The organism is Flavobacterium sp. (assembly GCF_965284515.1).
Lineage (GTDB): Bacteria > Bacteroidota > Bacteroidia > Flavobacteriales > Flavobacteriaceae > Flavobacterium.
Window position 1 is genome coordinate 1,029,052 of record NZ_OZ260089.1, and the last position, 21,441, is coordinate 1,050,492.

The following is a 21,441-nucleotide window of genomic DNA, read 5'->3' on the forward strand; positions in this document are numbered from 1 at the left end:
TTATTTATTGAACGTTCTACCTTTCCATTCATACTTTCCAAAAAGTGCATACAAAGCAACTGAAGAACTAAAAATAGGATACAAAAACGAACTTGCTAAAATCCAACTCAGCTTGGTTTTAAAAAAGTGAGCCGTTTTTTGAAGAAGTATCAAATCAACCAAAAATTTACTTCCTATAAAAAGCATAAAATAATTTTGGTCTAGTTTACCAATGAGCCAAAGTGTAAAAACAAGAATCCAACATAAATTTGCAGCAAAAACAATTAGCGCAAGCAGTTTTCCAAAAAGAGAATTATAACCTGTGCTTTTCGCAGCCCAACGAACGCGCTGCATAAATAATTCTTTCCAAGTGTTTACAGTTTGTGTAGCAACTATGCTTTTAGAATCATATAAAAATCCAACAGACTTTGGTGCTTTTAAAACCGCTTTTTGTAATAAGAAAACATCGTCGCCACTTGCAATGTTTTCATTTCCATTAAAACCATTTAATTCTTGGAAAAATGATTTCGAATAAGCAAAATTTGCTCCATTACACATAAACGGTTTTCCAATTCCAAAACTTCCAAGAGTTGCTCCTTGCAAACTCATAAAATCTAAGGTTTGAAAAGCGGCTAAAAAGCCTTTTTTGGGTAAATAAGTTACGCCAGCGGCAATCATTTTTAGATGGCTATTTTGAATATAATTGTCAATAGAAAGCAACCAATCTTTTTGAACTAAACAATCGGCATCAGTAGTGATTATCCAATCGTTTTTAGCAATTTCAATCGCAGTTTCTATCGCGTCTTTTTTTGGCGAATTGCTTTTACGAATATTTTTTATAACCTGAATCCTGAATTCTAAATTCTGAATTCTGAATTCTTCATACGATTCATCATCCACTAAAATAATTTCAAATAATTCCTTCGGGTAATTTAATAGAGAAATGGTGTGTAATAATTTGGGTAAATTGTCTGCTTCATTTCGAAAAGGAACTACAATAGAAAAAGTAGTTTTAGGCTTTAAGGCATTTACTTCATTTTTAGTTATTTTGCAAAAACCAAAAAGTAGTGCACTTATGAAAAGTAAATAAATTATTAAGATTGTTAATAGAATTACAATCATGGTTTTTGAGGTTTAAAGCGTAACACAAAATAACTTCCAACTAAAACAGGTAAAACTAAATTATAAAGCCACATTAACGATGTAATTGCAATAATTTTCCAACTTTCAACTCCAATTAAACCAAATAGATATACAGCAACACTTCCTTTTATAGCAACATCCATTAAGTGAATACTTGGAACAATCGATGCTAATAAATACATTGTAAAAATAGTTCCAAGAGCGATTTCAAGTGCAATTTCAATTTCAAAAGTCAATAGTAAAAAGAAGAATTGACAAGAGAAAACCAAATAACGCATTATTGAAAACAAAAGATTTTTTCTGTGAAAAGTAAATGAAAAAGCAGCAATCTTTCGGACTAATTTTTGAATGGAAAACCCGTATATCTCAACCTTTTTAAAAAGGAAAAGAAGCAAAAAAGCAGCTATAATAAATCCAAAAATAAACCAATTTGAAACTTTAAAGTTCAGTCCAATTAATGAAACTCCAATAACTCCAAAAAAAGTGGTAACAAGCATTTGACTGCTGTTTCCAATAAAATTTAGCAAGACAATTTGTTTGCTATTTTCTTTTGGGAAAAATAAAACTTTAGCGCCATATTCTCCAATTCGATTAGGTGTAAAAATAGAAGCAGTCAGCGAACCTAAACTTTGTTTAATTGCTTCAAAAAAAGAAATTTCTTTAAAGGAAGAAACTAAATGTTTCCATTTAAAAATTTCAAAAATCCAGTTTACGGCTGAAAATCCCATTAAAATGATGGCTGATTGTACTGATAAATAACTCGAAATAATACTCCAATTGATTTTTTTATCATCTTGAAGCTGCTGATAAATATAAAACAAAGCAATACTTACAATCAAAAGTTTGATTATAAGTAATAGGAATTGTTTAGCTTTGTGAGGAATCAAAATCATTACTACAAAGAAAAGAAAAATTGGCAAACGAACGCATCATATTAGGAATAGATCCAGGAACAACCATAATGGGTTTTGGTTTGATAAAAGTGGTGAATAAAAAAATGGAGTTTATTCAGTTGAATGAACTGCAGTTGAACAAACTAGATAATCATTATCAAAAACTAAAGCATATTTTTGAACGAACAATTGAACTCATCGATACGCATCACCCTGATGAAATTGCAATTGAAGCGCCGTTTTTTGGAAAAAATGTACAATCGATGTTAAAGTTAGGAAGAGCACAAGGTGTTGCTATGGCAGCAGGATTGTCTCGAGATATTCCCATTACAGAATATGAACCAAAGAAAATAAAAATGGCCATTACCGGAAACGGAAATGCCAGTAAAGAGCAAGTTGCTAAAATGCTCCAACAATTATTAGGATTGAAAACCTTACCAAAAAATCTCGATTCAACAGATGGTTTAGCAGCAGCAGTTTGTCATTTCTTCAATTCAGGAAGAATAGAGGTGGGAAAAAGCTATTCGGGTTGGGATGCTTTTGTGAAACAGAATGAAAATAGGATTAAAAAATAGTAATCAGTGTTCAGTTTTAAGTATTTAGTAATCAGTAAAGTTGTAATAGAAGTAGTTTATGAGGTTTCAAGATTTATTAGCGTATAAAAAAGGATTTGATTTGGCAATGCAAATTTTCGAAATGACAAAATATTTCCCAAAAGAAGAAATGTATTCGTTGACAGATCAAATAAGAAGAAGTTCTAGGAGTGTTACAATAACAATTTCAGAAGCTTATAGAAAAAGAGAGTATCCAAAACATTTTCACAGCAAGCTTACTGATGCAGATTCTGAAAACTCCGAAACACAAGGATGGTTAGAATATGCATTTGCTTGTAAGTATATTGAGGAAGATAAATTCATTGAACTAACAAATCAAAGTATTGAAATTGGGAAATTAATAAATTTCATGATTTTAAACCCTCATAAATTTGGAGTAAAAACACAATAGCATTTACTATTCAAACTGAATACTAAAATCTAAAAACTGAACACTATTAATGAGCGGAATCTACATTCACATACCGTTTTGTAAACAAGCATGTCATTATTGCGACTTTCATTTCTCTACTTCTTTAAAGAAAAAAGATGAAATGGTTTTGGCTTTGGCCAAAGAAATTAGCTTGCGTAAAAATGAGTTTCAAGATGAAGTTGTAGAAACTATTTATTTTGGTGGTGGAACACCGAGTATTTTATCAACTGAAGATTTAAGGTTTTTGATTGATGAAGTATATGAAAATTATGAAGTTTTAGAAAATCCAGAAATTACAGTAGAAGCCAATCCAGATGATTTAACGGAAGAACGAATAATTGAATTGTCAAAGAACAAAATAAACCGACTTTCAATTGGTATTCAATCTTTTTTTGAAGATGATTTGCAGCTGATGAATCGCGCACACAATTCAGAAGAAGCTTCAAAATCTTTGGAAATTGCCTCACAATATTTTGATAATATTTCTTTGGATTTAATTTATGGAATTCCAGGTTCGAGTAACGAGAAATGGAAACAAAATATTGATAAAGCACTTTCTTTTGGAATCAATCATATTTCGAGTTATGCATTAACGGTTGAACCAAAAACCGCTTTGGATAAATTCATTAAAAAAGGAATTATCAAGCAACCAGACGATGAAGTCGCTCAAAAGCAATTTCATATTTTGGTGGAAACTTTACAAGAAATCGGATTTGTACATTACGAATTATCCAATTTTGGAAAACCCGATTATTTTTCAAAAAATAATTCGAGTTATTGGTTGGGAAAGAAATACATTGGAATTGGACCTTCGGCACACAGTTATGATGGCGTAAATAGAGGTTGGAATGTTTCTAATAATTCCATTTATATTAAGTCTATTCAAGAAAATAAAGTGCCGATTAAAATCGAAAAACTTACGATAGCAGACCGTTATAATGAATACATAATGACGGGTTTAAGAACGATTTGGGGGGTTTCATTAGAAAGAATTGAAAATGATTTTGGAAAATTCTATCTTGATTATTTAAATAAAGAAGTAAAGCGTTTTTTAGAGGATGACTTGTTATTTATTGAAGAAAATGTGCTTCGTGCAACTAAAAAAGGAAAGTTTTTGTGCGATGGAATTGCAAGTGATTTGTTTTTAGTAAATTTGGATTAAAAACCAAGTGATTTATTTATTGCCAACATTATTGACTTTTTCTTTTTTGATTATTCAAACTAAATTTTTGGCTAAAAGAAATTTGAAATTGAATGCTTCAATAACAAAACAATATTTACTTTGTTTTGTTATCACATTTGTTTCAAATCTGTTATTATTATCTGAGTATTACCTCGCGATAATTAAACAAGGTTTAAATTATATTTTATTTCCTTTATTAATATTTATTTTTCCACTTGTGATTAATTATCTGTTAATTAAAATTAATTATTCTAAAGAAACTAAATAATGATAGCTAAAATATTTAAAAATAATTTAGAAATACAAATCGACTTATCTAAACCATTAGATATCTCAATTCCATTAACAAATAACGAACTAAATCCGATTGCTTGGTATCAAAATGCGCCAGAAATTGTACCAGTTAAAATGGGAGATTGGATAGGGAAAGTTTCAGAAGGAAAATCTTCAACTAATTTTAATAATATTTTCTTTAATCCACATGCACACGGAACACACACGGAATGTTTAGGTCATATTACAAAAGATTTTTACAGCATCAATCAATGTTTAAAACAGTTTTTCTTTACTGCTGAAGTTGTTTCCATTGAACCAAAATTAATTGGTGAAGATTTAGTGATTACCAAAGATCAAATTGAAAAATCGCTTAATTCGTCAATTAGAGTGCAGTCGAGAAATACTGAAGCTATTATTATTAGAACTTTACCAAATTTAGAAAAGAAAAAACATCTCAATTATTCACATACAAATCCGCCTTATTTAGCAGAAGCAGCAGCAATTTATATTCGTGAACTTGGAATACAACATTTGTTAATTGACTTGCCAAGTGTAGATAAAGAGCACGACGGTGGAGCTTTGTTGGCTCATAAAGCATTTTGGAATGTAAAAAATGTAAATAAATTAAATGCAGATGCTCGAATGAATTGCACTATTACAGAAATGATTTATGTAGATAATTCTATTTCAGACGGAAGTTATTTCTTAAACTTACAAATTGCTTCTTTTGAAAATGACGCAAGTCCGAGTAAACCTGTTTTGTATAGTATGGAGGCTAATTACTAACCACTTTTTACTAATTACTCAAAAAATGAACATCGAACAACTATATGAATTTTGTCATTCAAAAAAAGGAGTAACTGAGCATTTTCCTTTTGATGAAGATACTTTGGTTTTTAAAGTGGGAGGAAAAATGTTTTGTTTAACATCGTTAAAAGGTTGGGAAGCAGAAAATCCTTTTCTTAATTTAAAATGTGATCCAGAAAGAGCAATTATATTACGTGAAGAATATGAATCTATTCAACCCGGTTATCACATGAGCAAATTGCATTGGAATAGTGTTTATGTAAAAGGGGATGTGACGAACAAAATGCTAGTTGAATTGATTGAGGATTCTTATGAGCTGGTTTTTAGTAGTTTGACAAAAAAAGTTCGAAATGAAATACATGATTTATAAAACACAGTTCATCGATACTTTTTTTCCATTTGTCGACACTTAAATCCCAATAAACGAAAAATAAATTTTAACTTTATCTTAAATGTTAATTTAGGCTTTGTCTGGATATACATTATAATCAAAAAAATAATAAATGATAAAATCATTAAACATACTTTTAATTGAAGATGATGCAATTGAGGTAATGAAGTTTAATAGAGTTCTAAAGACTTTAAATTTAAATCACAGAATAATAGAAGCAAACAATGGAGAAGCTGCATTGGATATTTTAAAAGTAAAAGAGATAACTCCAGATATAATCATTTTGGACCTAAACATGCCTAAACTAAATGGAATTGAGTTTTTAACAATATTAAAAAATGATGGGGTATTAAAATATATTCCTTCAATTATCTTATCTACATCAAGTAACCATAAGGATATGTTGGAATGCTATAAATTAGGCGTTGCAGGTTATATTTTGAAACCTTTAAAATATGATGATTATGTTGACAGAATAAAAAAACTATTAGAGTACTGGAGCTTAAACGAATTAATATCTCAATAATATGTATGGAATTGTAAACAAAGCCATTCAAGATTTAGTCATAGCAAATTTTGGTGAAGAAAAATGGGAAAATATCCTTGATCGAAGCGGAATAGAAGAAGATTTTTTCATTAGTAGTGAAGCATATGATGACGATATAACTTTCAAATTAGCTGGAGCAGTTTCGAAAGAAATGAATATGCCTATAAATGACGTTTTAGTTGCATTTGGTGAATGGTGGGTTGTAAAAACAACAAAAGAAAAATATGGTGGATTAATGGAATCAGGAGGTTCTTCTCTAAAAGAATTTTTAGAAAATTTACCATTATTTCATAATAGAGTAATGCTAATTTACCCAAAATTGACACCGCCAGAATTTAAAGTTAGCGATATTTCAGAAAGAAGTCTTAACTTACATTACTTTTCTAAAAGAGAAGGTTTGCAAGAGTTTGTAAGAGGCTTAATTCAAGGATTAGGAATAATGTTTAATACAGAAACTAAAATTGAACTTTTACAAACTCGAGATTTAGGAGACGATCACGAAATTTTTAAAGTAAGTTGGTAATAAAATGAAAGATTTTCAATTCAGTTTTGATATTACTAGTTTTAATAACCTTTTTCCTTTTTATATTTTAATTGATAAAGATTTAAAAATTAAAAGTTTTGGAAAAAGTTTAAAAAAAATACTTCCAGTACTAAAAGTAGATTTAATTTTCACGGAAGTTTTCTCTATTCAAAGACCAAATATTGAAAATCTTTCTTCTAAAAATTTTAATGAAACTATTGGTAAATTAGTTTTTTTTAATTCCCTTATAGATAATTCCGTTTCGTTAAGAGGGCAAATTGATCTTCATAACGAGTATTTTCTTTTTATAGGAACACCATGGTTTCAATCTATGGAAAATGTCATAGAAAAAAAATTAATACTTAATGATTTTGCAATTTTCGATCCTTTACTCGATTTATTACATGTTTTAAAAAATCAAGAAATTAATAATTCTGAGTTAAAAGAATTATTAGACACTGTAAATACACAAAGAAAAAAACTTAAAAAAGATAAAGAAGAATTAAACAAACTTTCTCTTGTTGCTAGTGCTAATAAAAACGGAGTAGTTTTTACACATCCTGATGGGAGAATATTTTGGTGCAATCAAGCGTATTTAGATTTAACAGGATTTTCTAACGATGAAGTAATAGGGAAAACACCTGTAGAAGTAGGGCTATCTAATTTATCAGATAAAGGTCAAATAAAAAAATTGCTCACTGCTTTTTATGAAGGTGAAATTTTTGACATTGAAATCTTTCATAAGCACAAAACTAAAAAGCCTTTTTGGTCAAAAACCAAAGGACAACCCGTTTTTGACAACAAAGGAAAAATTATTCAATATTTTGCAATAATTGAAAACAATACTATTGAAAAAGAATACAATCAAAAAATTATTGAATCTGAAAATCGTTTAAATTCTTTAATAGAAAACTTACAATCGGGAGTTTTATTAGAAGATGAAAATAGAAAAATTGTTGTAGTCAACAAGAAGTTTTGTTCCATGTTTCATATTCCTATTGAACCAGAACAAATGAAAGGTGTAGACTGTGTGATTGCCGCGAAAGAAACGCAACATTTTTTTAAAAATTCAGCTAACTTTTTAGTTAGAATTGAAGAAATATTGAATAACAAAGAAAAAGTTATTGCCGAAGAAATAGAATTAGTTAATGGAAGTGTTTATGAAAGAAGCTTTTTACCTATTTATAAAGATGGAAAATACGCAGGACATTTATGGAGCTATGACGACATAACTATCAAAAAAAGGTACAAAGAAAGTATAGAGGCAGAAAGACAAAAATACAGTAACATAATCGCCAACATGAATATGGGATTGTTAGAAGTAGATAATAATGATACTGTTTTATTTGCCAATCAATCTTTTTGTGATATGAGTGGTTTTTCGTTGCTAGATTTGTTAGGAAATAAAGCTTCAGAACTTTTAATAGAAAATAAAAATAGGCAAATCGTTGAAGAGAAGAATTCCATTAGAACCAATGGAATTTCCGATTCTTACGAAATTACAGCTAAAACTAAAACAGGTGAAACGAAACATTGGTTAATAAGCGGTGCTCCAAATTATAATTTAAACGGAAATTTAATTGGTTCCATAGGTGTACATCTTGATATTACGGAACAAAAAAATCTTGAAATTCAAAAGGAAAATCTTTTACAAAGATTAGAAAAACAAAATGAACAACTTAATGAATATGCTCAAATTGTTTCCCACGACTTAAAATCCCCTCTTCGAAGTATACATTCTTTAGTCACTTGGATTAAGGAAGATAATGATAAAGAGTTTAGTGAAAAAACACTTCAATATCTTAATTTAATTGAAGGGAAAGTTGAAAAAATGGATAACTTAATCCAAGGTATTTTGACATATTCAATAGTCGACTCTAAAGATAGTTTTATAGAATCTATTGATCTAAATGAAGTTGTTGAAAATTGCATTAGTGTTCTTTATATTCCAGACAATATTACCGTTAAAATTGAAAGTAAATTTCCAATTATAAAAGCTGACAAGTATAGAATGCAACAGGTATTTCAAAATTTAATTGGCAATGCAGTTAAATATATTGATAAACCAATCGGTATAGTTTCAGTTGGCTGTTTAGAAAAGAAAAATAGTTATATTTTTTATATAAAAGACAATGGACCAGGAATTCCAAAAAAGCACCAACAAAAAATATTTAAGATTTTCCAATCTTATATTCAACACGAAAGCTCTAATGGAATTGGTTTGTCTATTGTAAAAAGAATTATAAATAATTATAACGGTTCTATTTTTTTAGAAAGTGAGCTTACAAAAGGAACAACGTTTTATTTTACATTACCCAAAAGCTAATGGAACAAGCAAATTTAAAGTACATAAATGAACTTTCAGGAAATGATGAAGGTTTCAAGCAAAAAATGATTTCAATTGTTAAATTAGAATTGCCTCAAGAAATTGAAAGTTATAGAACATTATTTGAAGCACGAAATTTTAAAGCTGCCGCAGAAATGGTTCATAAACTAAAACATAAAATTTCTGTTCTAGGTCTTGAAAAAAGTTACTATATTGCTGAAAAATTTGAAGATAATTTAAAACAAGGTTCAACAGAATTAAAAACAGAATTTGAAAACGTTTTACATTTGATGCAAAAATTTGTAGGTGATCTATAAAAAAGCAACTTTATGAAGTGTATAATAATTGATGATGAAGCAATGGCAAGAGCAATAATTGCTCAAAGAATTTCTAACTTTCCAGAAATGAAAATTTTAGAAGAATTCTCAAATGCAATGCAAGCCATTAAATATTTAAATCAAAATAAAGTAGATGTAATCTTTTTAGATATTCATATGCCTGATTTTACAGGTTTCGATTTTGTTCAAACCATTAAAAATCCTCCAAAAGTTATTTTAGTTACTTCGGATAAAAACTTTGCAATTGAAGCTTTTGAATATGAATGTATTGTAGATTATTTAGTTAAACCTATTTCAGAAGACCGTTTTGAAAAAGCGATTCAAAAATTAAAAGTAGCAAAAGTTCCTTCAAAAACTAATGCTTCACAAGACGAAATTCCTTCCGATACTGTAAACGAATTCTATGTTAATATAGATAGAAGATTAATAAAAATAGAATTTGACACGGTAAATGTTGTTGAAGCAAAAGGAGATTATATTCTAATTAAAACAGAAAGTAAAAACTATACTGTTCACTCTACCTTAAAAAAAATAGAAGATAAATTGCCTAAAGATTTATTTTTAAAAGTTCATCGTTCTTTTATTATCAATACCAAAAAAATTATTGATATTGAAGATAATAGTGTTCTTATTGCAAAAGATGTGATTCCAGTAAGTCGTGCTAATAGACCAGAATTAATTAAACGACTTAATCTATTGTAGTTTTAAAAATTGGTTTACTAAAAAGTAACCACTTTAAGCGAAAACCAAATTCGTTATAGGTAAAACCAGCAGCAGTTGCAGAAGCAATATTACTTCGCAAACCATAAACATTAGCTAACATCCTATCAGAAAATCTATAACCCAATTTTGCTTGAATCCTGTAAGTCCATTGTTTGTCCCCATCTTCTATAAACTGAAAGCCTGAAGCAGCATTCGCATTATAAAAAATACTTTTTACTTCGGCACTATTTTCATCTTTTAAGAAATCGGCAAAAATTTCGACAGCATTAAACTTTTTTGGACTAAAATAATCAGTAGGAACTTGATTTTTAAAAGTTATAAATTGATAGTTAATTCCTCCTTTTAAAACCGGTTTTGATAAAAAGTTGTAATATAGAGATGTAAACAATAAATTTCTTGTATTTGAGTCAGATTGTGTTGTGTAGAAATATTGTGTAAACCAACCAAATTTTATATTTGTACTAATATTATAATTGGCATATAAATTATTACTTACAATTTCTTTATTAATCAAATCTGAATTAAAGTTTTGCATTTCTCTTTTATAACCAATTTCTAAATCTTGCAATTTTAATGGCTTCATCTTAAAGAAAGTATGAACTAATAATTGATTGTAAGAATTCGTAAATCCTTTTGCATTAGAAACACCAGCATTCATAGTAAAACTTACTTTTGGATGAAATTTATAGGTCGTTCCTAAAGTAAAATCATTTGTAGTTGCATTGGCTAAAGTAACTTTGTTATCAGTTTTTCTAAATTGATAAGAAGTATTAAAAGACCATTTTGTTGAAGTCGGAAAAGTAATTTGTGTTAAAGATGCATAAGCAGTATTATCTCCATTATCAAATGAATAACTTAATTTTTCTTCTAAAATAGGTATGTGTTCTGCATTTAATTTTTTTAAGAAATTTGATGCATCATTTTGATTTTTAAAAATATCTAAAGTATTATAAACTGAATTATAAGCTTTGTCAATTTCACCAGAAGCATAATAAGCATTTGCAATTCCTAGATTTCCATCAAAAGAGTTAGAATCGTTTTTTAAGATGTTTGAATAATCAGCAATGCTTTGTTTGAAGTCACTTTTGTATATTGCTAAAGTAGCGGATAAAGCCAAAACCCAATTTTCATTTGGATATTTTTCTAATAATAAAGTAATGTTTTCCTCTGATAAATTATATTTTCTATTCCAAATTAAAGCCTGAACATAACGTTCCTTTGTTTGTTTGATGATTTTCTCATCTGTAATAGACTTGCTCTTCTCTAAAGATTCGGTCGCTAAATTTAAAGCTTCAGTGTCTTTTTCATTCAAATGTGCTAAAAGCGAAAGACCATTTAAAGCAATATTTGGATTTTCAGTAGCTAATAATTTATAAACTTCATTTCCTTTTTCTATTTGTTTAGAAATTAAATATAAGTTGGCTTTGTTTAATAGTGTTTCTTTATCATTTGGAAAATCAACTAATATTTCATCATAGAATTTTTCGGCTTCATCATATTGTTTGGCATTTACTTTTTCATTGGCAAAACCTAATTTGATGTATTTTTTAGAAATCAATGCACCACCATTTCCTGGAGAAAGGTCTAAAGCTTTATTTACATTAAGTAAAGCATTTTCAAACTCCTTTAAATTAGATAAGGTATTAGCAAAACCTAAATGAGCGACAAAGTTTTTTGGATTTTCATCAACAAGAGTAGTGTAATAGATTTTCGCTTCAGAAAACTTTTTGTTCCACAGTAACGATTCAGCATAATTCAATTTAATTTCTAAATCATCTGGATTCTCTTTTTCTAATTGTTTAAAAAGCTCAAGCGACTTAAATGCTTGATTATTTAGACCAATAGCTCTTGCATAACAAATTTGAGCAGTTTTGTTAACTGGATATTCTTTTAAAACATTTTCAAAAAATATTTCTGCTTTTGCAAAATTTCCTTTTTCAAGATAAGTAAATCCTTCCTGCATATCTTGCGCACGAACAATGGAAATAGAAAAAAGAAAAAAAAAGATGATTTTTGGATATAATATTTTCATTGGTCGAAAGTGATTTTGTTACCACTTGCAAGTTAGTCATAAACCAATGATATTTCATCTATAGCAACTTGTTATTCATCGAAAAGGAAGCTTCATTCATTGGTTTTTGGAAGATATTTGTGTCAGTAATAATTCAAAAACTAAAAAATTATGGCACTTCAAATTACAAACAATTCAGGTATTTTCGAGATTAACGGATTATTAAATACTCAAAATATAAGTTCAATGAAAAGTCATTTCGAAGCTTTAATTGAGAACACAAAATCCGTTATTATTTCATTAGACAAGGTAAATGATTTAGATAAAGGGGCTGTAAAGTGCTTAGGTTTATTATATAAAAAAGCAATTAAAAAAAACAAAGTATTTTACATAATAGGATCCGAAAACAAGAAAGTAAGAGATTTGTTTAAAGAACAAAAGTTGTTTTATGTATTAAGAAGAGATATTTTCTAAAAAAAAATTAATTAAAAAAATTGAAATTATGGCACTACAAATCAAACAAAATGCAGGAGTTTTAGAAATAAATGGAACTTTAAATGCACAAAATGCGAATTCATTAAAGAATTATTTTGAAGCTTTAATTGAGCAATCTAATTTTATTATTATTTCATTGAATAATGTAATCGATATGGATAAATCTAGTTTTGATATTATTATTAATTTATATAAAAAAGCATTAGCAAAGAATAAAGTGTTTTATATACTTAGCGAAGAAAATCAAAAAGTGACAAATTTATTTCATTCGGAAAAAATGAATTATCTTTTACAAAATAGAGCTGCTTAATTCATTACAGTATAAATACACAACCCAAAAGACAAAAAATGATTCAAGCAATAACTCTTAAGAAAAGACAAATAAGTTCAGAACAGATTTTCATGCTTACAATGTTTGTTGTAAATGCAGGGAATTATGCCTATAATTTAATTTTAGGTAGATTTCTTGGCCCAAAAGTTTTTGCGGATGCAGCTATCTTAATTACTTTTTTGTTGGTATTGTCTTTCGTTGGAATGACTTTTCAAATTGTTACTACTAAATACAGTGTGCTTTTGGAAGGTGAATTGAAAAGTAAATTCATCAAAACCATTTCAAAAGCTTCCATTGCTATTGGAGTTTTCATTGGATTCCTTTTTGTTTTTTTTAGTGAAAATTTACAAACCTTATTACATACTGAAACAGATTCAATGTTTCATTTGTTCGGAATTGGAATTCCATTATACTTCTTAATGAGTGTAAACAGAGGGATTTATCAAGGAGAAAATAATTTGATTCAATTGTCTGTAACTTATGGTACTGAAATGTTTGCCCGACTTTTCATAACCATTACATTATTCCTTTTTGCCTCACAATTACCTACTACCATTTTAGTTTCAACCGGAATTGCGTTATCGTTTATTTTTGGTTTGATTCCTTTTCAAAAAACTATTTTTAGAAAACTTACTTCAGAAAATAAGTTACAATTAGATTCAAAACCAATCGTCACCTTTTTTGCCCTAACAGCTTTTTATGAGCTAACCCAAATTGTAATTAATAACAGCGATGTAATTCTGGTGAAACATTTTTTTGACAATCAACAAGCTGGTTTCTATGCTTCTTTAGCTTTAATAGGAAGAGTAGTTTACTTTGTAACTTGGATTTTTGTCATGCTTTTATTACCAAAAGTTATTCAACTAAATAAAGAAGGGAAAGACACTCAGCCTATTTTAATGAAATATGTTTCTATAATTGCATTGTTTTCTTCTGCTATTGTTTTAGTGACTTACATTATGCCAGAAACGGTAGTTTACTTAATGTTTGGGGATGAATATCTGTCAATCGCTCCTTTGTTATGGAAATATGCTTTAGCAACAGCCATTTTTGCTGTAGCCAATGTGTTTTCATATTACTTTCTTTCCAAAACTAATTATTTTCCAGTTGTTATTTCGGCTTTATTAGGCTTTACACAAATACTGTTAATTGTATTTTTTCACGAATCTTTAGAGGAAGTAGTTCATATGCAAATTATCGCTATGTTCATTCTGTTGCTTTTTCAATTAATATATTTCTTTTATCAGAACAAGAAAAGTAATCGTCTACAGTAAAGTTCGTTTCATCGAAAAACCTAGACATTGATAGGCATTCGTTCGATATTTGTACTATAATAACAACATAAAAAGACAAAAATTATGAAATTAGCAGTAGTAACAGCCTTTCCGCCAAGTAAAGTAACCTTAAACGAATATGGTTATCATTTAGTAAAAAACTTTGTTCAAAAAGAAGAAGTTTCAGAATTAGTTTTAATGAGTGATAAGACAGAAGCTCCAAAACAATTAGACTTTGAAAACTGTGAAAAAGTTAAAGTAAATGAATGTTGGACATTTAATAGTTATGCCAATTTTTTTTCAATCATAAGACAAGTAATTAAAGAAAAACCAGAAACAATTTTTTTTAATTTACAGTTTGTAAAGTTTGGTGATAAAAAAATACCAGCTGCTTTAGGATTATTATTACCAATGGTTTTAAGATTGTTAGGGTTTAAAACAATGGTTTTGATGCATAATATTTTAGAACAAGTAGACTTAGAAAATGCAGGTTTTACTTCTAATAAATTGACGCAGAAAATATATAATCTTATTGGAACAACACTAACAAGATGTATATTAAAAGCAAATAAAGTCTCTGTTACAATTAACAAATATGTAGATGTTTTAAACGCAAAGTACAATACAAAAAATGTAGTTTTAATTCCTCACGGAACTTTTGAATCTATAAAAGAACCTAAATTTGATTTACCAGCTGGACCGAAGAAAATTATGGCTTTTGGAAAGTTTGGAACCTATAAAAAAGTAGAAATTTTAATTGATGCTATTGTAGAAATTAGAAAAACCAACCAAGAACCAATTGAAGTTGTAATTGCAGGAACTGATAGTCCAAATACACCAGGATATTTACAATCGGTTAAAGAAAAATATGCTCACGTAGAAGGAATTATTTTTACAGGTTATGTAGAAGAAAATGATGTAGAAAGAATTTTTTCAGATAGTACAATTGTAGCATTTCCTTATACATCAACCACAGGGAGTTCAGGAGTTTTGCATCAAGCAGGAAGTTATGGAAAAGCAGTTGTAATGCCTGATTTAGGTGATTTAACTTTATTAGTAAAGGACGAAGGCTACAAAGGAGAATTCTTCAATCCAACATGTAGTTCTTCTTTAGCTAAAGCTATTTCAACTATTTTAGATGATGATACTTACAGAAGAAGAATTGCTAAAACTAACTTTGAAGCGGCAAGTTCTTTATCAATGGATAAAATTGTAGATATGTATTTGAATGAATTTAATATAATAAACTCAAAAAAAGCTAAAGAAAAAAGTTTAGTAAGTTATATATAAAAATGAAGGTTTTTGTCTTCCTTCATAATCGATGAAACCAAACTGTTTTTGTTTGTTTTTTATCCAAGGCCATTTCCCGGCAACACCATTTGGAACTTTAGGGAAATCATATAAAGTCCATGACACAAATGCAAATTGTTTTTCTTTGAAAACAGCTTGCATTTTTTTATGATACTCAGCTTGATCTTCTTTTGAATTTCCAGTCCAACTCCAAAAACCTCTGTTAGATGACATTCCAAACTCCTGCATAACTAAAGGTTTGTTTGTTGCTTTTTCAAGTGCATTCAATTTGTCATTAAACAAAGAAATGTGTTCGTAATAATGATAGGAAACAACATCTACTTCATTTTTTAGAATTTCACCTGCCTTTATGTTTGAATAACCAATAGTAACCAAATGATTTGGAGCTGCTTTTTTAACAACTTCAATCATTTCTGACAGCCAAGGTTTAACATTTTGAATACCGCGAGATTCGAAATCTAAATCGGGTTCGTTTTTTATATCCCAAGAAACAATATTGTCAAAATTTTTGCAACTTGAAACTACAGTTTCAGCATGTCTTTGAGTTAATGTCCAGTTGTTTACAGAATAATCGCCATAAAAGTCAAACAAGGTTACAATTACTGCTAATTTTTTGGTTTTAGCTAAAGTTAAAACTTGTTTTAGTTTCTCTATTTTTTCGATTTTAACTTCTGCTTTTCCAAAATCTTCATAAGGCACAAAAATTCTTATGGTGTTTAGCTTAGCTTTGGTAATAATATCAAAATCTGCAGCAATGGTATCCAAATTAAACAAATCACCATACATATCCCAAGCTGAATTTTTAGGATAATAATTGATACCTTTTATGATGAAAGGTTTATTGTTTTTTAGGATTTTATTTCCTTTAACAGTAAATATTTTTTCAATAGAATCTATTTTTACAGTGTGAATAACCTTAGCCATTCTTTCACAATGACGAATTCTCCAAAAACCATCTTCTAATAACATTAAAACTTTATAAGTTGCAGTGTCTTTAATTGAAGAAATTAATTTTTTATCTTGATAAATATTCTGAAATTCAATTACATTTTCATCTGTAAAAACGACTAACTGACCGTCTTCACTATAAAATTCTAATTTTGGATTATGTGTTAAAGTTGTGCTTTCAATGAAAATTTTATTAGTTTTATTATTCTTAATTATCGTGTCTAAAGTTTTTCTTGGGTTTTCTGTAAAATAATCGTCAATCCCTTCATTTGTATTATTTCTTAAAGCATTATTCTTAATGTACCATGAAAATAAATAATGTTTTTCTAATGTAGCTAAAGTTTGTTTTTCCATTTCTCTACCAGGGTTTTCCAGGGTTTTCCACGAAATTTTAGGTAAATAAGTATTTGCCGTTTCTTTATCTAAATGCAACATCGTACTTCTATCAGCACCTTCATTTAAGTAAGCTAAAACAGAGCTAATTCCATATAACACCAATATATTTAGTGCAATAAACGATGCTAGTAAGAAAACGCGATAACTATTTTTATTGTTGATTAATGACATTAATTTCATTTGTTTTAATGATTTTGCCTAACGTTTCAATTTCAAAACGATAGTTTTTTTCTTTGTAAAATTCGGGAGAAAGATAAAATTCAGCTTTTCCTTTGTTACTGTTTTCTGTTATAGTTTCAACTAATTTATCTTTATGATAGATGTTTAAATTGACTTTAATTCCATCAGGAACAATCTGATTCATAAAACTTTTAATGGGTCCAACAGTAATAGTTCGATTGTCTTTTGAAAACGAAAATGCAATCGTTGGATTTATCGATTTGTATGCAATTTCAATCGAATTACTCTTACTAATTCCATTAACGAAAGCTTTTACAGAATACTTATTTTCTTTTTCTGGATGCAAAATTTGACCCGTAGCAATCCCTTCAATTGTTGTTCCAAAGGTTTTTAACACGGCATTTTCTTTGTTTTTGATGATGAACGTAACCATTGTTCCATCACTAACAGTATTTCCAAATTTATCTTTAAGAATAGAAGTGGTTAATTTTGTGATTTGATTTCCATCTGCAAAGTTGTGATTTCTTTGATATGAAATCGTAAAATCTGTTGCAATTGAAGGATAAATTACAGCGTCAAATTCTTTTGTTATAGCCTCGTTGCAATAAGCTGAAATTAATACAATTCCAGATTTTGTTGGTGCATAAATGTTTTTCCAAGCAATAAAGTCTTTTGATTTTATTTTGTTAGTTGAAATGTCATTCAAAAATTGATGTTTAATAACAACATCAGTATTTGGTAATTTTGGATTGTCTAAATTATCTGTTGGAATGGTTACAAACATCACATAATGATTATCGCCAGCTAAAGTACTCGGTGGTCCAAGATAAGATTCAAGATTGGTTTTAGTTTCATCATTCGGTACAATTTGAAAATTTCCTTTTGCTTTTTCTTCGTTGTTTTCTAATAAAAACCATGAAACAAAACCTGTTTTTCTAACATAGTGTTTAGGTAAATTATATTGAATTTTATCATTTTTTAAAACACCATCCAATAATGTTCTGCCAAAAGAATGTATGATATAAAGTTGCGGTTTGTTTTCAAAACTTCCTTTAAATTCTATTGCAATAGGTTTTCCAGCAACAAAATTTTCTTGAGTGGTAAGACAAGAAAACGTATTTTTAGTAGTTGGTTTTTCATCCAATAAAGTGACAGAAAGCAAAACCAAAGCTATACTTACTAATATAATGATATGTAGTTTTCTTTTTATCATTTTGGATTACCAATGTAATTATTCAATTCAATTTTTATGTATGAGAAACCTTTTCCGTTTACTTTTTGTAATTGTTCTTCTTCTTCGTTTGTTTTTCGTTTCTTAATCACACCTCTTGCAATGGCTTCATTTGAAATTCCGTTTACAAAACAATTTTCTGTTGAATATTTTAAACTTTTTAAGGTAGAAAGATTTAAAAAAGAATAAGTAAAATATTGCTTTCTTTGAATTCTAATACCTTCTTTTATGAATTTATGATCTACATAAATTAATTCTTTTTTATCATTATAATAAGTGATTAAAACTTCTGGAACCGTAACTTCTTGAATACCATAGTTGAATAAAGTTCCTTTTATTTCTTCATTTGTAACTATTAAATCTGAAATGGCTACAGAAGTATATAAATCTGAAATAGCTATATTTCCTGCACTTTGAATATCGAAAGTTACAGGTTTATTGTTGAAATTTTTATCCGTAAACTCATCAGGATTAAAACTTGTCGGTTTTACATCAGTAGCATTAAGCCAAGCTATATCTTCAAAATTTACCTTAAAACTAGTAGTTTCTTTAGGCATTAATTTATGTTTGATAACATATTTTGCATTGAAAGTGCCTAGCATTTTATCTTTTTCATCATATAAAGAAGCTTTTAAAACCACATCAGCTGGAACGTTATCAATATTTTGAATTTCTCCAATAATCATATATTTGTTGTCAAAGTAAACTAAATTAGCTTTAATAATTTCCAAATCAGGTTGACGCAAAATATCATCATGATAAGTTTGCTGGGTCGATATTTTTCTTCGGCCTTGTTTGTAATAGGAATTAATATTCGTTGCAATAAATTCATCTGGTGGTAAATCGGTATCTGTCTTATCAGGAATGATGTACCATTTTCCTTTTATTTTTTCTACTTCGTGTGTATATGTTTTTTCAATGATTTCCAAAGGTGTAATCCACTTGGTTTTAGCAATTACACTAGCTTTATTAGTAGAGTTATGCTTGATGGTTGTTTCTATAGCATCTAATTTTCCGTAGGAATTTAAAATCCCATCAGAAACCGAAATTTCCAACATAAATTGTGCTAAACTATATTCTTTATTTGGAACAATAAAAGAATGTGCTTTTTTATAAAATTTAAAATCCAAAGCATCATAATATGATTTTACCACATTTTCTGGGCTAATTTGAGTCGCGTTTTTGATGTAAGTAAAATAAATACCAATACCAAAAAGGATAAGCACAATTCCTGTCCAAATATGCAGTAATTTAATCATCCCGCTTTTAAAGCCCTTATAAATAATACCATGATTTAAGAAAGCAGGTTTGTCTAATACTTTTATTTTTAAAGCTTGCAACCAAATCATTTGTATGTTTAAAATAAAAGCTATTAAAACTGTAAGTAAAGGAATAATTCCCCACATTAATTTTAATACTATAGAAACATCTTCTTTAGGTAAAGTTTTGGATAAAGGTTGCACATTTAGCTTTTCCCAAACCATAATTCCGTTTTCCAATTGCGTTAAGCGATGCCAACCGCAGAAATAGAGAATAGGGTCATAAAACTTATCGTTAGAAAACACATATTTTAAGTTGTATTTTTCAGGAACCGTCAAAAATTGTTGCAAAGAACCAATGCCTTCAATACCTCTAAATTTGGAGTTTTCTAATCGTTCAACTGCTCTTGTGGTTAATTCAGGTAATCTTCTTGCAGAATGATAATTACCATCAACAGTCATTGCTTTAGTTTGTGTAGATAGAAAAGCCATTTGATCTCCAAAACCTAAGGGTAAATACCTCCATTGGTCGTGTTGATCTTGATTTAAAAAATTTACAATAGGTAAAAAGTTGATTTTATCAGGTTGTAAAGGTCTAAAGTAGCCTAATGTAATTGTGAAAATTGTAAATAACAGAAAACTTCCTGCAAATAAACCACCCAAAATACGATGATAAACCGTTCCAAATTTGTTTTGCAAAGCAACTTTTAGATCGCCTTCTACCAATCTGTATACAAATTCTCCAAAAATAGGTAAACTCATAATGGAAGCCCAAAACGTAAATCTATCCAGTGTTAAAATATTAAAAGCAGTTTCTCCTAGCATCTTTAAAGGAATTGGAGTTGTACCACCAGTTCCTAAAATCGTCAATAAAGTAATTGAAAATCCAAAGAAAAAATAACGTTTTGAATAATAACGATAAAAAATATAAGGTAAAATGAAAAGTAAAATTCCCCAAGGAATCAAGAAAAACATTAACCCAGAAGAGGTAACTTCTAAAAAATTATCGCGACTACCATGTGGAATTGGTACTTGAGTTATAGGGTTGGCTTTCGAGTTTATCCAATAAGGTAAAATACAAAACACAATTAAAAAAATAGCTGAACCACAGAAGAGAACTATTCGTCTAAACAAAGAAACGAAAGTTTTGAAGAATAATCTGAAAGTAATTTCTTTATAGGAGGTAACTTGTTCCCTTGAAGCATCCATAATTGCCATTCCTAATAATGGTGAAATGAAAAACACCATTCCAAACAAAGGAGTTACATGATGAGAACAAACAGTAACAGCGATTAAAGATAATGAGGTAAAAAAGTATTTCCGCTTACCTGTTCTTATATATAAGTAAATTTCAGGCATAGCATGCATTAATAAGGAGATGCCAATAATACTTGGTAGTTGCCCAAAAACATGTAGTGTTTCCACAAAGGATGAGGAAATAACTGCGACAATTGCAGCATATCCAGCAACAGTTCGGTTACCCGTAATTAAAACGGTATATCGAAAAACTCCAGTGATGAAAAGAAAGACTCCAACTATGGCAACGGTAAACATCCCAAATTTTAGCCCACCAATATAAGATAGTATTCCAATTGTTTGATGTACTAATGGTGGATAGCCCATAACTGTAAAACCAGTATACCAACTATAGTTCCATGGTTCAAACCAACTAGTGGCATAGTGATTGCCAAAAAACAGGTGTATTAAAGCGTCGTACGTGTTTTCTATAGTAAAGAAAATAGCACTTCCATGGAAAGTGATTCCTAAAAGTAAAGCTACTATTAAATATTTGTTTGAGGTTTCTTTCACTAAATAAGTTATTCTTAAACTGTGATGTAAATATAGTAATA

The 21,441-nt window shown here is 28.7% G+C and carries 20 protein-coding genes; 14 read left to right on the plus strand and 6 right to left on the minus strand.

The annotated features are described in order from the left end of the window. Positions 1–1,101, minus strand: a complete 1,101-nt coding sequence (locus ACQ65T_RS04720; RefSeq protein ID WP_430399945.1) for a glycosyltransferase family 2 protein — start codon at positions 1,099–1,101, stop codon at positions 1–3. Further along, the gene (locus ACQ65T_RS04725; RefSeq protein WP_430399946.1) at positions 1,098–1,961 is read right to left on the minus strand and encodes a hypothetical protein; all 864 of its coding nucleotides are present in this window, start codon (positions 1,959–1,961) and stop codon (positions 1,098–1,100) included. Before ACQ65T_RS04725 ends, ACQ65T_RS04720 begins: the two co-directional genes overlap by 4 nt. 74 nt (positions 1,962–2,035) lie before the next feature. Between ACQ65T_RS04725 and ruvC the strand changes: the two genes are divergently transcribed. The 10 genes from ruvC (at position 2,036) to ACQ65T_RS04775 (ending at position 10,134) form a co-directional block, all read left to right on the plus strand. Then, entirely contained in the window at positions 2,036–2,590 is a 555-nt protein-coding gene (gene ruvC / locus ACQ65T_RS04730) for a crossover junction endodeoxyribonuclease RuvC (RefSeq protein ID WP_430399947.1), read from the plus strand. Positions 2,591–2,648: 58 nt separating this feature from the next. Then, a complete protein-coding gene (locus ACQ65T_RS04735) occupies positions 2,649–3,020 on the plus strand; it encodes a four helix bundle protein (RefSeq protein WP_430399948.1) in 372 nt (123 codons plus the stop codon). A 49-nt stretch (positions 3,021–3,069) separates the two neighbouring features. Continuing rightward, a complete protein-coding gene (gene hemW / locus ACQ65T_RS04740; RefSeq protein WP_430399949.1) occupies positions 3,070–4,203 on the plus strand; it encodes a radical SAM family heme chaperone HemW in 1,134 nt (377 codons plus the stop codon). A gap of 288 nt (positions 4,204–4,491) precedes the next feature. Then, entirely contained in the window at positions 4,492–5,286 is a 795-nt protein-coding gene (locus tag ACQ65T_RS04745) for a cyclase family protein (protein WP_430399950.1), read from the plus strand. A gap of 25 nt (positions 5,287–5,311) precedes the next feature. After that, a complete protein-coding gene (locus ACQ65T_RS04750) occupies positions 5,312–5,677 on the plus strand; it encodes an MmcQ/YjbR family DNA-binding protein (RefSeq protein WP_430399951.1) in 366 nt (121 codons plus the stop codon). A gap of 133 nt (positions 5,678–5,810) precedes the next feature. Further along, positions 5,811–6,224, plus strand: coding sequence for a response regulator (locus ACQ65T_RS04755; RefSeq protein WP_430399952.1), 414 nt, complete (start codon positions 5,811–5,813; stop codon positions 6,222–6,224). Between the two features lies 1 nt (position 6,225). Next, on the plus strand, positions 6,226–6,768 hold the full coding sequence (locus ACQ65T_RS04760; protein ID WP_430399953.1) for a heme NO-binding domain-containing protein: 543 nt from the start codon (positions 6,226–6,228) through the stop codon (positions 6,766–6,768). Positions 6,769–6,772: 4 nt separating this feature from the next. Next, complete coding sequence (locus ACQ65T_RS04765) at positions 6,773–9,094, plus strand: PAS domain S-box protein (RefSeq protein WP_430399954.1); 2,322 nt, start codon at positions 6,773–6,775, stop codon at positions 9,092–9,094. Then, entirely contained in the window at positions 9,094–9,411 is a 318-nt protein-coding gene (locus ACQ65T_RS04770) for an Hpt domain-containing protein (protein WP_430399955.1), read from the plus strand. The genes ACQ65T_RS04765 and ACQ65T_RS04770 overlap by 1 nt, the downstream gene beginning before the upstream one ends. Positions 9,412–9,423: 12 nt before the next feature. After that, positions 9,424–10,134 carry a LytR/AlgR family response regulator transcription factor gene (locus tag ACQ65T_RS04775; protein WP_430399956.1) on the plus strand — a complete coding sequence of 237 codons (711 nt, stop codon included), beginning with the start codon at positions 9,424–9,426 and terminating at the stop codon, positions 10,132–10,134. Here ACQ65T_RS04775 and ACQ65T_RS04780 read toward each other — a convergent pair. Further along, positions 10,121–12,187: a tetratricopeptide repeat protein gene (locus ACQ65T_RS04780; protein WP_430399957.1), complete on the minus strand. Its 2,067-nt coding sequence runs from the start codon at positions 12,185–12,187 to the stop codon at positions 10,121–10,123. The genes ACQ65T_RS04775 and ACQ65T_RS04780 overlap by 14 nt on opposite strands. Positions 12,188–12,337: 150 nt before the next feature. Between ACQ65T_RS04780 and ACQ65T_RS04785 the strand changes: the two genes are divergently transcribed. From ACQ65T_RS04785 to ACQ65T_RS04800, 4 genes are all read left to right on the plus strand, one after another. Further along, entirely contained in the window at positions 12,338–12,640 is a 303-nt protein-coding gene (locus ACQ65T_RS04785; protein ID WP_430399958.1) for an STAS domain-containing protein, read from the plus strand. Positions 12,641–12,668: 28 nt separating this feature from the next. Then, the gene (locus ACQ65T_RS04790) at positions 12,669–12,971 is read left to right on the plus strand and encodes an STAS domain-containing protein (protein ID WP_430399959.1); all 303 of its coding nucleotides are present in this window, start codon (positions 12,669–12,671) and stop codon (positions 12,969–12,971) included. Positions 12,972–13,009: 38 nt separating this feature from the next. Beyond that, the gene (locus ACQ65T_RS04795; protein WP_430399960.1) at positions 13,010–14,266 is read left to right on the plus strand and encodes an oligosaccharide flippase family protein; all 1,257 of its coding nucleotides are present in this window, start codon (positions 13,010–13,012) and stop codon (positions 14,264–14,266) included. A gap of 84 nt (positions 14,267–14,350) precedes the next feature. Then, positions 14,351–15,556: a glycosyltransferase gene (locus ACQ65T_RS04800; RefSeq protein WP_430399961.1), complete on the plus strand. Its 1,206-nt coding sequence runs from the start codon at positions 14,351–14,353 to the stop codon at positions 15,554–15,556. Here ACQ65T_RS04800 and ACQ65T_RS04805 read toward each other — a convergent pair. From ACQ65T_RS04805 to ACQ65T_RS04815, 3 genes are read right to left on the minus strand one after another with little or no spacing between them, the layout of a single operon-like run. Then, positions 15,539–17,092, minus strand: a complete 1,554-nt coding sequence (locus tag ACQ65T_RS04805) for a glycoside hydrolase family 2 TIM barrel-domain containing protein (protein ID WP_430399962.1) — start codon at positions 17,090–17,092, stop codon at positions 15,539–15,541. The genes ACQ65T_RS04800 and ACQ65T_RS04805 overlap by 18 nt on opposite strands. Continuing rightward, on the minus strand, positions 17,073–18,314 hold the full coding sequence (locus tag ACQ65T_RS04810; RefSeq protein ID WP_430399963.1) for a hypothetical protein: 1,242 nt from the start codon (positions 18,312–18,314) through the stop codon (positions 17,073–17,075). The genes ACQ65T_RS04805 and ACQ65T_RS04810 overlap by 20 nt, the downstream gene beginning before the upstream one ends. Further along, entirely contained in the window at positions 18,311–21,400 is a 3,090-nt protein-coding gene (locus ACQ65T_RS04815; RefSeq protein WP_430399964.1) for a hypothetical protein, read from the minus strand. The genes ACQ65T_RS04810 and ACQ65T_RS04815 overlap by 4 nt, the downstream gene beginning before the upstream one ends. Between the last annotated feature and the right edge of the window lie 41 nt (positions 21,401–21,441).

Bases quoted from the DNA above. Each gene is read 5' to 3' on its own strand.
- ACQ65T_RS04720 (WP_430399945.1), bottom strand. From the start codon at position 1,101: ATGATTGTAATTCTATTAACAATCTTAATAATTTATTTACTTTTCATA.
- ACQ65T_RS04735 (WP_430399948.1), top strand. From the start codon at position 2,649: ATGAGGTTTCAAGATTTATTAGCGTATAAAAAAGGATTTGATTTGGCA.
- hemW (WP_430399949.1), top strand. From the start codon at position 3,070: ATGAGCGGAATCTACATTCACATACCGTTTTGTAAACAAGCATGTCAT.
- ACQ65T_RS04745 (WP_430399950.1), top strand. From the start codon at position 4,492: ATGATAGCTAAAATATTTAAAAATAATTTAGAAATACAAATCGACTTA.
- ACQ65T_RS04750 (WP_430399951.1), top strand. From the start codon at position 5,312: ATGAACATCGAACAACTATATGAATTTTGTCATTCAAAAAAAGGAGTA.
- ACQ65T_RS04755 (WP_430399952.1), top strand. From the start codon at position 5,811: ATGATAAAATCATTAAACATACTTTTAATTGAAGATGATGCAATTGAG.
- ACQ65T_RS04760 (WP_430399953.1), top strand. From the start codon at position 6,226: ATGTATGGAATTGTAAACAAAGCCATTCAAGATTTAGTCATAGCAAAT.
- ACQ65T_RS04765 (WP_430399954.1), top strand. From the start codon at position 6,773: ATGAAAGATTTTCAATTCAGTTTTGATATTACTAGTTTTAATAACCTT.
- ACQ65T_RS04770 (WP_430399955.1), top strand. From the start codon at position 9,094: ATGGAACAAGCAAATTTAAAGTACATAAATGAACTTTCAGGAAATGAT.
- ACQ65T_RS04775 (WP_430399956.1), top strand. From the start codon at position 9,424: ATGAAGTGTATAATAATTGATGATGAAGCAATGGCAAGAGCAATAATT.
- ACQ65T_RS04780 (WP_430399957.1), bottom strand. From the start codon at position 12,187: ATGAAAATATTATATCCAAAAATCATCTTTTTTTTTCTTTTTTCTATT.
- ACQ65T_RS04785 (WP_430399958.1), top strand. From the start codon at position 12,338: ATGGCACTTCAAATTACAAACAATTCAGGTATTTTCGAGATTAACGGA.
- ACQ65T_RS04790 (WP_430399959.1), top strand. From the start codon at position 12,669: ATGGCACTACAAATCAAACAAAATGCAGGAGTTTTAGAAATAAATGGA.
- ACQ65T_RS04795 (WP_430399960.1), top strand. From the start codon at position 13,010: ATGATTCAAGCAATAACTCTTAAGAAAAGACAAATAAGTTCAGAACAG.
- ACQ65T_RS04800 (WP_430399961.1), top strand. From the start codon at position 14,351: ATGAAATTAGCAGTAGTAACAGCCTTTCCGCCAAGTAAAGTAACCTTA.
- ACQ65T_RS04805 (WP_430399962.1), bottom strand. From the start codon at position 17,092: ATGTCATTAATCAACAATAAAAATAGTTATCGCGTTTTCTTACTAGCA.
- ACQ65T_RS04810 (WP_430399963.1), bottom strand. From the start codon at position 18,314: ATGATAAAAAGAAAACTACATATCATTATATTAGTAAGTATAGCTTTG.